At 23.5% G+C, this 14,619-nt stretch carries 8 protein-coding genes; all 8 read left to right on the plus strand.

What is annotated here, in order from left to right; all coding sequences use genetic code 4:
• Positions 1 to 6 precede the first annotated feature (6 nt).
• Positions 7 to 921, plus strand: coding sequence for a Cof-type HAD-IIB family hydrolase (locus tag ACXX88_RS00625; protein ID WP_436358911.1), 915 nt, complete (start codon positions 7 to 9; stop codon positions 919 to 921).
• Position 922: 1 nt separating this feature from the next.
• Positions 923 to 1,585 (plus strand): ribonuclease HIII, encoded by a 663-nt coding sequence (locus ACXX88_RS00630; RefSeq protein ID WP_436358912.1) that lies wholly within the window; start codon positions 923 to 925, stop codon positions 1,583 to 1,585.
• Between the two features lie 128 nt (positions 1,586 to 1,713).
• The gene (locus ACXX88_RS00635) at positions 1,714 to 3,063 is read left to right on the plus strand and encodes an APC family permease (RefSeq protein ID WP_436358569.1); all 1,350 of its coding nucleotides are present in this window, start codon (positions 1,714 to 1,716) and stop codon (positions 3,061 to 3,063) included.
• Between the two features lie 83 nt (positions 3,064 to 3,146).
• On the plus strand, positions 3,147 to 7,448 hold the full coding sequence (locus ACXX88_RS00640; protein ID WP_458559270.1) for a PolC-type DNA polymerase III: 4,302 nt from the start codon (positions 3,147 to 3,149) through the stop codon (positions 7,446 to 7,448).
• A gap of 881 nt (positions 7,449 to 8,329) precedes the next feature.
• Positions 8,330 to 9,055 (plus strand): ATP-binding cassette domain-containing protein, encoded by a 726-nt coding sequence (locus ACXX88_RS00645; RefSeq protein WP_436358566.1) that lies wholly within the window; start codon positions 8,330 to 8,332, stop codon positions 9,053 to 9,055.
• Positions 9,033 to 10,703, plus strand: coding sequence for a hypothetical protein (locus ACXX88_RS00650; RefSeq protein WP_458559271.1), 1,671 nt, complete (start codon positions 9,033 to 9,035; stop codon positions 10,701 to 10,703). The genes ACXX88_RS00645 and ACXX88_RS00650 overlap by 23 nt, the downstream gene beginning before the upstream one ends.
• Positions 10,703 to 14,254, plus strand: coding sequence for a hypothetical protein (locus ACXX88_RS00655; protein WP_458559272.1), 3,552 nt, complete (start codon positions 10,703 to 10,705; stop codon positions 14,252 to 14,254). Before ACXX88_RS00650 ends, ACXX88_RS00655 begins: the two co-directional genes overlap by 1 nt.
• The coding region (locus ACXX88_RS00660; protein ID WP_458559273.1) for a hypothetical protein at positions 14,235 to 14,619 on the plus strand (385 nt) is incomplete at its 3' end. The genes ACXX88_RS00655 and ACXX88_RS00660, both read left to right, overlap by 20 nt.

Below are 14,619 nucleotides of genomic sequence, written 5' to 3' on the forward strand. Positions count from 1 at the left end.
AGAAAGATGAAAAATAAAAAACAAAGATATTTATTTGCTTTGGACTTAGATGGTACAGTTTTAGCAAATTCAGCAACTGGAGAAATGCATCCAGACACAATAGAAGCAATAAAATTAGCAAAAAGTCAAGGGCATGTAGTTTGTATAATAACTGGTCGTCCATGAAGAAGTACTAAACCAATTTATGAAAAATTAAATTTAGACACAGTTGTTGGTAATTACAATGGTGCTCATATTCATAATCCTGTTGATGACTTTTTTATTCCACAAATTCATTATCTAAATTTAAACGAAATGCTTTATATTTTAGGGGATAAAAGGGTAAAAAAAGAAATTTCTAACATTGCAATTGAAGGACCAGGTTGAGTTCAGCTTAAAAAAAGAGATGAGGCTTTAGAGAGAGTTTTTGGATTTAGTGATTCTTTAAAATTTACTGTAGGAATTAATTTAAATAAATTACCTTTAAAACCAACAGGAATTGTTTTTGATGTAAAAGAAACCACTGATGTATATGAATTAAAAACCTATTTAGAAAGAAAATTCGGAGATTTAGGGGAATTTTCTTCTTGATCAAAAGGTGAAGGTTTAACACCTGTATTTGATATTACTTCAGTTGGAGTTAATAAAGCTAAAGTTGTTTCTTTATTAATGAGATATTACGATATAGATGTAGATAATACCATAAGTATTGGTGATGGTTATAATGACGTTTCGATGTTTCATGTTACAAATGTTGCAGTTGCTATGGGAAATAGCGAACAAAGAATTAAAAGAATTGCAACAGTAGTCTTGAAAAAAACAAATAAAGAAGGTGGTGTAGGACACTACATTAAAAAATTTTTAAAAGATCCAAGTAAAGAAAAAGAAAAAAGCAAAAAAATAAGAGAATCTAGAAATAACAAAGAAGCAGAAATAACTTAAAATGATTGATGGAAAAATCGGCTGTGATGAAACTGGAGTGGGTGATTATTTAAGTCCATTAGTCGCTGCTGCAGTTTTAATACCTAAAGAAAATTTGGAAAAAATTTCTTTATTAAATATTAAAGATTCCAAAAAAATAACAGATTCTAAAATTATTGAACTTACTCCTAAAATAAAGGAAAATTGCTATTTTTCAATCAGTTTTTTAAGTCAAAAACAATATAACTATTTATCTAAATTTCTGAATGCAAATGAATTAAAAATGTTGTTACATTTACAAAATATAAATAAACTAGAAAAAAAATATACAGCAAATGAAGTTATTATTGATCAATTTTCTACAACAAATTCCATTAATAAATATATTAATAAATTAGTGAATTCATCACTACAAGTTACAACAATTAAATCTAAATTGAAACTAGAAACAAAAGCAGAAGACAAATTTTTAGAAGTTGGCTGCGCTTCAATTATTGCAAGAGAATTTTTATTGCAAAAAATGGAAGACCAAAACCAAAAATGAAACTTTAAATTTTTATTAGGTGCTACTAAAGATGCAAAAAAATGTGCATTTGAATTTGTAACAAAATACGGATTTGAAAATTTAGATCAAGTAGCTAAAATTAACTTCAAAATTACAGAAGAAATTAAAGAAAATTTATAAGCTTTATAATGAAAAAGGGCAAAAAAACACAATTTTTTCATTTGAAAGCTCATTTTTTATAAAATTTTTGTTTTTTTTCTATAATTATGTAGTTGTTTATTTTAATAACAACGAAAGGGGAATAAATATTGAAGAATAAATTTTCAGAAAGGCAGTTTTTACTATTTGGACTAAACTATATAGTTGGTTTTGGTTTTATAGTAACAATTGCTGGTGTTATTAGTAAAGGACTTTGAGGAATGCTTATTTTTGTATTAACAGCCTTCATTTGTGGTGCTGTTATGCTTGCTTTTGCCAGAGGTGGAGAAAATTTTGGTTCTGAAGTTGGTGGAAGTTATGTATATGGAAAAAAAGCTTTTCCAAAACAAAGATGATTTATCTTTTTTCAAGGATGGAATCAATTTGCTCAAGTTCCTTTATTTTCTGCTACGACTCCATTGTTCTTTTCTGGTTTATTAAGCGAACTCGATAAAGAACATCAAGAAATTTATCTTGCAGTTTCTATTGTGTTTTTCTTATTAACTACAATAGTAAGTGCTTTGGGTTTAAAAATATCAAAATGATTTATTTTTATATCAGCGATTATAAAATGAATAACAATAATAACAGGTTTATTTATAGTAATTTACCTTTCAGCAACACAGTTAGATTTTGCATCTAAATTATTAAGCAAAGATGAAATAACTATAGGGGTAATAGTTGGTTCGGTTTTAAGTTTTATTTATGCTTTTGGTGGTTTAGAAGGTTTAGCAGGTTTATCTGCTGATGTTGAAACAAAAAGATTTAAGAAAATTTTAGTTTTAATTTTTATAATAATTTTAAGTTTTTATTTAATCTTTTATTTAATTTTTTTAGGAGTTTCTTTTAACGATACTACAAATTCCTTTTCAAATTTATTCAAACTAGTTTTTGGAATTACAGGAGTTATATTATTTGCAATAGGATTATTTTTTAACAGAACAACTTCTTCAATTAGTTCATTAGTTTATTATGCAAGAACAGTTGTACCTTTAGCAGAAGATGGATTTTTACCAAGTTCATTAGCAATAAAAGGAAAAAATAATAATTATAAAAATGCCATTATTTTTTGTACTATTTTTGCATCTATATCTATGATTATTTTTACTCTAATTCCTTATTTTTTAGGAATAGAAGACAAATTCCATGCAATTCTAAATGCTGGTAATATTGTGTTCTTAATGCAATATTTACTCACTATATTTAGTATTCTTGTAATTGGTTATAAGTATAAAGAATTTAAAATCCCAATTTGAGAACAAATATTATTATATTTTGGAATGTTAGTTATAATTTTCGTAATTTTAATTTCTTTTATACCACCAATGGTAGGTGAAGAATATACATTAAGTACAGCAATTTTATTACCAAGTTATGCAGGAACAATGTTAATTGGTTATGCAATTTGAGGTCTTTGACACTGAATTTCAAAGAGAAAACAAAATAAGAGTAAGTTGTAAAAAACTTACTCTTTTCATTTGAATTTTTAGCAAAAAAGATAGTATAATTATTTTTTATAATAAGCATAAATAAAAGGAGTTATATGAACGAAACATTTAAAAAATTTTGTCAAGAAATTGAATTTGAACCAACTGAAGAATTTTATGGTGTCGAAATTGAACAAGTTAGCAGAGAAGGTAATTATTATTTAGTCTATTTTAATTTTAGAGACATTGTTAAAATTTCATTATTTAGACAATTTTATTCTAAAGTTAGAAAAGCAAAACTTAATTTTGAAATTAAAATTAAATATTTTGATGATTCCAAAAAAGAATTTTTAGTGAAAGATTATTTTGAATATGCTTTTCTTTTAGTTAATAATTTATTTGATTTTTTTGAAAACAAAAATTATGAGTTTTCAAAAAGCAATATTTTAACAATTTTTGTTAGAAATGAATTAGATGCAAAAATTGAGAAATTAAATCAAATAGAAACATATATGCAAAACTGAGGTTTTGAAAACTTTAAAGTAGAATTTAAAATTGATGAAGAAAAAGAAAAAGAAGCACAAAAATTAAGAATTGAAGAAATGTTCAAAGAAGAAAAAATGAAACAAGATTTTCTCAAAAGTGTTAAACAAACTGAAAATAGCAATAATATAGGATTTAAAAAAGATTTCACTTCTTTTATGAAAAATAAAAGTTATACTCCTTTATCTATAAAAGAAGCATTAGAAAGTGAAGAATTTAATGTTATAGTTACTGGTGAAATTTTTAAACGAGATGTTCAAAAAACTAAAACCGGTTTGTGAATAACCATTTTAACAATAACAGATTATGAAGAAGCTATTAAGGTTAAAATATTTTCAAAAACTGATCAAGAAAAAGAAGAACAGGAAAAATATGTAGTTGGTAAAACAATAACTGCATATGGTTCTAATACAAAAGATGAATATTTAAAAACAAAAGTAATTAGTGCTAAAAAAATAGAATTTATCGAACTCAAAAAAGATGAAAGAATCGATAAAGAGAAAGAAACAAGAGTTGAATTTTATGCAAGAAGCAATATGAATGCTATGGACGGAATATCAACAGCAGAAGAATATGTGCTTGCAGCAAAAAAATTTAATCACAGTGCAATTGGTATTGCTGATGTTGATTCTGTTCAGTCTTTTCCTGAATTTTATCATTCAGCAAAAAAACACAAGATAAAAGCAATTTATGGTTCTACTTTTAACACTATCGAATATAAAAATAATGCTGTTATAAATGCAAAAAAAGATTCTTTATTAAAGAATGCTAAATACGTGGTTTTTGACTTAGAAACAACAGGTTTATCTCCTAGATATGACGAAATCATTGAATTTGGTGCAGTTGTCATAGAACACGGAAAAATAAAGGAAAATATTCAATTTTTTATAAAACCTAATAAACCTTTACCAAAGTATATTACAGAAATTACAAACATTACAGAAGCAGATTTAATTAATGCAATTTCACAAGAAGAAGGAATAAAAAAAATTAGAGAAATTTTAGATAATTCCATTGCAGTAGCTCATAATGCTAATTTTGATATAAATTTTGTTAATGAAAAAATAAGAGTTTTTAATTTACCAAAATTAGATATTGAAGCTATTGATACACTTATAGTGGCAAGAATTATCAATCCAGATGCTAAAAAATTTAGATTGGAAAATTTGGCAACAAGATTAAATATAAATTATGACTCAACTGTAGCCCATAGAGCTGATTATGATGCTAATGTTTTAGCTCAAGTTTGACTTTCTTTTTTAAGAGAACTAGAACAAAAAAACATTAATTCTAGCTATGATTTAGAATTTTTTGAACTAGAATCACTTCATGAAAAAAAATTCAGTTATGAAGTAGTTATTTATGCAAAAAATCAAAAAGGTTTAAAAGAATTATTTAAATTAATATCAGATGCATCAGTTAAAACCTTTTACAATGGACCGAAACTTTTTATAGATAAATATCAAAAAAGTGAGAATTTATTATTAGCAAGCGGGACTTTAAACTCAAGATTAATTGATAAACTTTTCTTTTCTACAACAGAAATTTTTGAACAAGAATTACAAAGATATGATGTTGTTTTTGTACCACCACTAAGAGATTTTGTTCATTGAAATAATAGAAATATTTTAGCAACTAAAGATATAAAAGAAGGTTTAAGAGATTTAGTTTATACAGCTAAAAAATTTAATAAAAAGATTATAGCAGTTTCTGATTGTCGTTATATTGAAGAAAACCAAAAGATACTTCATAATATTTATATAAATGCTAAAGGACTTGGCGGAGCAAGACATTATTTATATAAATATAAAGAAGAAAACCCAATTTATCCTTTACAAAACTTTTTAACAACAGATGAAATGTTTAAAGAATTTGACTTTTTAGAAGATTTTAACATCATAAAGGAAATTGTGGTTTCCAACTCAAGAAATTTAGCAGAAGAATTCGAAGAAATTCAGGTTATTAAAGACAAATTATATGCACCTATTTTCGATAATTCAAAAGAAAATTTAGAAAAACTTGTTTGAAAAACAGCAAAAGAAAAATATGGTGAAAATTTACCCGCTATAGTAAAAAATAGGTTAGAAAAAGAACTAAATCCTATTTTAAATTATGGTTTTGATGCAATTTATTGAATTAGTCATAAACTAGTAAGAAAATCACTTGATGATGGATATTTAGTAGGATCTCGTGGTTCGGTTGGTTCTTCTCTTGTTGCAACAATGGCAGGAATTACTGAAGTTAATCCACTTGTTCCACATTACATTTGTTCTAAATGTAAAACATCTGAATTTTTTGAAGATGGTAAATATCTTTCAGGTTTTGACTTACCAGATAAAAATTGTTCTAAGTGTAATATTCCTTTTGAAAAAGAAGGACAAACAATTCCTTTTGAAACTTTTTTAGGATTTAAAGCTGATAAAGTTCCTGACATAGATTTAAATTTTTCAGGTGAATATCAAATTAATATTCATAATGAAGTAAGAAGATTATTTGGAGAAAACCACACTTTTAGAGCGGGAACTATTTCTACAAATGCTGAAAAAACTGTTTATGGTTATATTAAAAGTCAAATAGAAGAAAATTTAGTTAATTATTCATCGGCTTTTATGGAATTTTTATCATTAAAAGCTAAAGGAGTAAAAAGAACTACAGGACAACATCCAGGGGGGATAATTGTAATACCAAAAGAATTTGATGTAGAAGATTTTACTCCAATTAATTATCCAGCTAATAATGATTCATCAACTTGAAAAACAACTCACTTTGATTTTAGTTCCATTCATGATAATGTATTAAAATTAGATTTACTTGGTCATGATGATCCTACAGCAATTAGAATGCTAGAAAATTTAACTAAAGTAAAAGCAACAAGTATTCCAAAATCAGATCCTAAAATAATTTCTCTTTTTTCTTCTACAGAGGCTTTAGGTATCTTACCAGAAGATATTTCTGGAGAAACTACAGGTGCAATGGGGATTCCGGAGTTTGGAACTAACTTCGTAAGAGGAATGTTAAAAGTAGCAAAAGCAGAAACTTTTGCGGACTTAGTTGCTATTTCTGGTTTATCTCATGGAACAGATGTTTGAAAAGGAAATGCTGAAGAGTTAATAGTAGAAAAAAAACTTACTTTTAAAGATATAGTATCTTGTCGTGATGATATAATGAGTTTTTTAATTTTAAAAGGAGTTGAACCATCAGCATCTTTTAAAATTATGGAAAATGTTAGAAAAGGAAAATCTTTAACTAAAGATGAAGAAGAGTTATTAAATAAACATAACATTCCAGATTGATATATAGAATCACTTAAAAAGATTAAGTATCTTTTCCCAAAAGCACATGCTACAGCTTATGTTTTAATGGCTTGAAGAATTGCTTATTATAAATTATATTATCCACTTGCTTATTATGCAACTTACTTTACAACAAGAGCTGATGTTAGTGATATCAAAACACTAACATCAGGAAAAACAGGGATAAAAGAAAAAATAAGAGAATTAAAAAGAAGAGAATTTTCAAAGAAAAAAGAAGAACAATTATCTGTAAAAGAAAAAGATTTAATTCCAATTTTATGTATTGCTGAAGAAATGCATGCAAGAGGATTTACTATTTCTAATGTAAATCTAGAAAAATCCAGTTCAACTGATTGAATTCTTGATTATGAAAACAACGCCTTAATTCCACCGTTTATTACAATTGATGGACTTGGTGAAGCTGTTGCTAAATCGATTGAAAAAGCGAGAGAAGAGTCTGAATTTTCTTCTATTGAAGACTTAAAAAATAGAACCCTTTTAAATAAAACCCTTCTTGAAAAAATAAAAGAAATGGGAATAGTAAAACATCTTAATGAAACAGATCAAAATTCATTATTTTAACTAAAATAGAAAAAATATTAAATCACTAATAAAAAGAACAAAAATTCAGCTTTTTTGTTTTTTTATTTCTTTTTTGTTCAAATATATTCATAAAGTGAAATAATTATATTGTATATACATTATGGTTGTATATAATTAAATGAACAAACAGGAGATTTATGTTCCAAGATAAAAAGAAAATTTTAGCATTAGGTTTTCTTTCAAATTTAATGTTAACAATATTTATATTTTTTCTAATTTTATTTATAACATTTAGTGAAATGCATTTGCATTATTTAGATGGAGGATGACAATTTGTATTAAGTTTTTGTATAATTTACTATACTTTATTTAATTACCTAATTTTCATTATCTATAAGTTTTTGATTATTAAAAATGCCAAATTAGGTTTTAGTAAAAAAATTATTTTTATATTTTTTACTATGCTATTTTATTTTTTAATTTACAAAAAAGAAAATTTGAACCTAAGTTTAAATGTAAAAAACAAAAAAATAATATTAATTGCTTATGCAGCAATAGTTTTTATTGTTTTTGGTATATTAATGGGTGTTTTATTTATAGGTATACTTAAAATTGGTTTATTTGTTTTACAAATCCCATTTCATTTCACTATTTTTCCTGCCGCTATCAGTGTTTTAATTATTTCAATATTGGAATATTCTAGTTCATCAAAAGAAAAAAAGTAAAATAAAAAAGGTTGTTGATAACAAAATTTAAAAAAGTTTATATCCGCTATTTAGTTTTTTAAAATAGCGGATTTTTTATTCAAAAGAATTTTAAATAAAAATTTAAGTAAAAATAATCCCTAATTTATTCAAAATTTTTTATTCTTTTTATAAAAAAAGTGAATTTTTTTAAATAAAATGATATAATTAGAATATATGAGTAAAGTAGTTATCAAAAATGTGAGTAAAATTTATAAGGACAAGAAAATATTAAACAATATTTCACTTAACATCGAATTTAAAAGTTTTTATTTAATAGCAGGAAATAATGGTTCTGGTAAAAGTACACTTTTAAAAATAATTGCTGGAAATGATTCAGATTATGATGGTGAAATTTTTATAGACAATGAGTTTTTAGAAAAAATCAAAGGTAAAAAAGATGTTTTATATTTCAACACTGATTTGAAATTTCCAAGCAACATGAGTGCATTGAAATTTATTGAACATTTTTATTATTATTTTCATCAAAAGAAAATTTCAAAACAAGCAATAAAAGATAAAATGCAAGAATATAAAATATCCTTTAATAAAAACCCAAATAAATTTTCTTCAGGAGAAAAACAAAAATTAATTTTGATATTAGTGGAATTTATTAAGCCAAAATTACTACTAATTGATGAATTAGAAAGTAATTTAGATATTTATTGAAAAGAAAAGTTTTACAAAACTATAGATAATTTAAGAGTTGAAAACGATATGACTATTGTAATCGTTTCCCATGAGATAAATAATATCTTGCCTTATGTTACAGATTTTGTATTGCTTGATTCAGGTGAAATTAAAGAAATCAATTTAAAAGAAAATAAAAATAAAAAAGAAAATTTTACAAAAGTAATTATAGAAACACTCAAAGGAGAATATGAAAACAATTTTAAAAAATAATTTTAAGTATTTATTTAAAACACATACAATTTGAATATTGTTGGTATTTTGTTTTTTATCTTCGTTTTCAGTAATTCCTGTAATTTTAAGTAAGAATAATTTAATAAACTATAATTGATTTATCTTTTATATTAATTTTGTCATTTGTGCAATTATTTCTTTTACTTTGATTTATTTACTTTTTATAGGAACTAAAAGAAATTTCTACGATGGTTTTCAAAACACTTTATTTTCTAGTAAAAGAGTAATTTTATTTTCTAAAATAATAACTATTTATATATTATTTAGTGTTACAAATTTCCTTGTAATATTAAATCAAATAATAATTTCTCTCGCCACCTCTAGTGAGTTAGTTGTAATTTATATTACTTTATTAAATTGACTAGTTAATAACTTTGTTTTTATATTATTTTCCTTTATTTTTCTTTTAATCATCAAAATTTTTAAATCATCTATGAAAAATATTTTGATCAATTCAATGATAACTAGTACTTTTATTTTAATTCCTGTTATAACAAGAAGTACTATTAACTATTCAGAAAATTATAAAAATCCAAATATTTTTCAAGCTATAGAGTTATCAAAAGAAAATAAAATGAATTATTATAATGTTTCTGAAAAGTTTTTAAACTATAAAAATAAAGAATATTTTGATTTTATTGAATCGCTATATTTACTTTCAATTTTAGTATTTAAAGAAAATATGCACAACAATATAAAACATATAGAAAATAAAGGAAATTATAATACTTTATATCAAATAAATCAATTTGACAAGCATGATTGAGATACTACTAACAATGAATATTTTTTATATAAAGAAAATCAAGAAGCACTTTTAATCTTAGATAGAAATTCATTATTGTCTACACTAAATTTTTCTAACATAAATAAGAATATAAATTATGAAAATCTAAAAGTAAAAATAAATAAAGATTTATGAGATGAAAAAGATTTTAGTGATGATGAAATTTTGTTTATAAGACAACTAAATGGTTTAGATAATATAAATATTCAAACTTTTAAAAGAGATTTTATCTATTTTCTAAAAGACCAATTTTTTATAAAACAATTTATTGAACAAAATTCACAAGAATTATTTGATTTTCTGAATTTATTGTTTATAAAAAGAAGATTTATAAATGATAAATTTGTAAATAATAAACTGAGCAAATTTTATGTAGAATCTTTGATTTTAAATAATAAAGAAATAGATTTTAATTCAAAAATAGATAATCAAGATTTTGAATTTATATCTCAAAAATATTTAATATTCAAGGATAATAAAGTTTGAATATTAAATAGTGCATTTAAATATTTTGAAGTAGATTTATCACAATTTCATATTTATTATTCAAATATTAACACAATCGATGATTGAAAAAATTATTTGATTTCTGAGTCATTTTCAATTCAAAATTTATCTGATAAATTGAAAAACTTTAAATATCTATCAAACAATGAAAATAAAAATTATGAATTTGAATTTTTAGCAAATAAACCAAAAATTACTGATTTTCAATATGTTGTAACTAATAAAATATCAGTAAAAAATAAGTTTAATTATTTAGGTTTAACTTTAATAATATTAGTTACATTACTAAATGGTTCATTTCTAATATTTTATTGGGTAAAAAGGAGTAAATAATGAAAAAATATATTAAAAATTTAGGTTTTGGTGCAATAGCAACAGTTTTAGTAGGTTCAGGAGTTGCTGCTGCCATTTTAATGCCTATAAATAAAGAAAATAAGAAAACAATTAATGAAGAAGAACAAATCAAAAGTAGTATTTTAGAACAATTAAAACAAGAAACACAATATCAAAGCAAAGATGTTTTTGTTTCAAAAACATTAGATAAACTAATCGATAATTTTAGTGATTTAAATGTAATGTTAGATCAAAAAATAGAAGCAGTTGAATTCTTTTCTAATAAAGATATTCAAGAACTTGAAAAACAGATTTTACCAAGTAATGAGTTAAATTCTAATTTATTTGGACCAACTCTTGTAAGAAAAGATGAATTAGAAAATAAAGAAGTTTTTCTTGGAAAAGATAATCAAGTTTTTACTGATGAATTAGAAGCAAAACTTTCATATTTTAATGTAAATTCCTTTTATAAATATGAAACAACTTTAGATAAAAATAGCGGCAATGCTAAAATTTTTCAAACTAAAGCCGAATTAATTAATTATTTTGAAAATCTTTATCAAGAGATTGCTACTAAAAATATATCAGATAAGCAAAAATTAAGTGAATTAAAATCAAAAATTAAGTTTGCTAAAACTAATAAACATATTAAAGCACCAAATGATTTAATTTCTTTTTCTGATATTTCAATTAAATCTAATTTAGATAATTTTGTAAAAAATAATTACAAAAAATACATTTATTTTAAAAACAAAATTTATGAATATGATAACTTTATCAAAAATCAAGTATTTGATTCATATTTAAGTGAATTACCGATTTTAAAATTAAATTCAACTAACGGACAAAATAAATTTATTGTTGATTTAGATAAATCAGTAAAAGAAAATTTCTATGGGAAATTATTTTTAGATAGTCCATCAGGTTCTATAAATGACATTGTTGATGTAAATAATTGAAATAAAAAAGAGAGAGAAGAAAAATTATTTACAAACCCAATGGAAGAAACTAAAAAAAGTCTTGTAAATAATTTTGTCTCTCAAATTATTAAACAAAAAAGTGATGCTAATTTTGACAAATTCCTTTTAAATTCCCATTTAAACGAAAATGATAAAGAAAAATTACAAAAAGATTATAATCAAAATTTCTCAATTTTAAATAATTATTTATTAAGAGAAGATCTAGAGAATTTGAAAGAAGAATTTTCTAAAATTAAATATGCTAATTTAAAAGACGTTACTCTTTGAGACAAAATTCAAGATGCAAATAAGATCCTTTTAAAAGGAAAACACGGAACTATATTTAATCAAATTTATTCCTTTTATATTTCTTCTATTTCAGCAATGTTTGAAAGTAAAATTAACTTTAAAACAGTTTATGTATTTAAGAAATATATAAAATCATTTTTAAATACTATTAATACAACTTTAAAAGAAATATTCACAGATGAATTTTATGTTACAGAAAACAACGAACACATTGATTTATTAAAATTGTATGGTTTAAAAGATGATTTAAATATTTCGGTATCAACAAGTCCTGACTACTTTTTAGGTTCGCTTACACAAAGTACTAAATTTATGAATGCAATTAATTTAATAAATTTTGCAACCGCTTCTTTAACTAACACAAATTCAAGTGAAGAATTTGATAGAATCCTTTTATTAAAAGACACTAATAGCGAAGAAGAATTAAGAAAATACAAAGAATTTTTTGAATTGTATTCTTTAACTTCAAAAACCAAAAATGCCTATAATTACAACGAAAACACTTTAGAATATGTTAAAAATGTTCCTGTTTTTAACTCTTTAAACAAAAGCCAACAAGAATTTATTGATGCTACTATTGCAGTTTCAAAAAGCATTAAATTTGTTTTAAAATCTTCAATAGAACAATTATTAACACTACCTGATGTTGATATTTTTAATATTAAATACGAAGAAAGTGGTAGTTCTTATATTCCACCTAAAGAAATCAAAACATTAAAAGGTCAATATAAAGATTATTTTGAATTAATTAGTTTTGTTAAATTTGCTTCAAACGATTTTGCAATTCACACTTCTTTAATCGATTCTCCAAAGTTTTATGACACCGTTTTAACTTTAAGACAAGAAAAAGATAAAATACTAAAAAAAGTTGATCAAAAAACACATTGAAAATGAACAAAAAAATTCAAAAGTACAGGAAAATACACAAAACCAACTAAAAAACACATTAGTGAACAAAATCAAAAATTTTTAAATAAAAGTGCAGCACTTTTAGGTCTTGCAACAGATTTTATCTTCTTTGCAAGTACAGAAAAAACACTAGAATCCACCTTATATTTTATTAAAAATGCAGCAGGTGCAATTAAAAACTTAAGTAAAGTTTTAGGACCTTGAGCTTTTGGTGCTGAAATTCTTTTTGACTTTATTATTCAAGCGATAGGAACAGAAGAATTTCATGAATATGTTTTTAAACCAAATTCAGAAGAAGATTATATTTGACAAGGCGGAAGTTCCACAAAACGTTTTTGAGGATTATGAAATAAAGTAAATTCTGATATTAGCAAGATCAAAGATAAAATCTTAACACCAGTAAAAATTTTAAATGCAACAGTAAAAGATGAATTTTATTTTAATAATAAAAAATATGATCAGTATATGTTTGAATACCTTAAAAAAGAAGTAATTCAAGAAATTGAAAAAGGAAATTTACAATTAGAATATATCGATGATTTAAAAATATTATATTCCTTTGAAAAAGAAATTCCTACATCAAATTTTGATAAAAACACTATGCCTTTCTTTGAAAGTGTCAAAGAGTTGCAAAATTATTTAGCAAACGAAAATAATCGTTCTAGATACTTAACTGATATTACTTATTTAAAATTTGACTCTGATAATTTTCAATATAAAGTAGATAACTATAAAGAATTAATGAAAAAATTCATTAACTATTTAAATATTAACTTAAAACCAATTTATTTATTACAGGTTCCTGAACTAAAAGATTCTTATCCATTAGAACAAGAAAAATTTTTAGAAAATCTTTCACTAGAAAAATATGATAATTCTTATTTAAGTAGAGAAGAAATTGAAAAATTATTATTAAATAATGATTTAACTAATAGTGAAAGATTTGTAGTACTTGATACAAATATTCGTTCTAATTCTAAATATGTCTATTTAGATGTTAAAAAAGAAATAGAGCAACTGCTTACTAAATATGCAGACAAATTTAAAGTTAGATCAAAATTTGTCTTAAGAAGAGATATTGACGGTCAATATAAATATAGCGAACTCAAAAGTTATCAAAAAGTCATTCTTTATAAAACTTTTGATAAAGAAAATAATGTTAAATACTTTTTAAATTATGACCAGGCAAAAGAGTTTTTAAAAACAAATAAAAGTTTAGATATCAGAAAAGAAGTTTACCGCTATAATCCAAGAACTGTATATTCTTATTTAGGAAAAGAATTTGACTCCAAAGAAGAATTAATAAATTACTTCATAGAAGAATATAGAAAAAACAAAATAAAAGGTGAAAACAATGAAAAAAATAATATTTAGTTTAACAGCAGCAACTTATGTTGCTTTACCAGTAATTTCTGTTTCTGCTTATGGCGAATCAGAAACAGGATATTTATATGTAATGGAAATAAATGGTGTACCTAAATCATTTAGAAATCATCAAGAAATTCTAAATGAATTATTAAAAATAGGAAACAGAAGATTTACAAGTGCAATTGGTTTAAAAGACACAAATAATCAATATGGTCAAGTTTTTCTCGAAACAGAAAAACTTTATAAATACGATCGAGAAAAAATAAAACCTGCATACAGAGATATTTTTGGAAATTATGTTGATAATCAAAGACTTGCAATTGATTCATACATTTCTGAAAACAGAATAGTTAAAAAATACTTTGATAGTT

Source organism: Mycoplasma sp. 5370 (assembly GCF_054343435.1).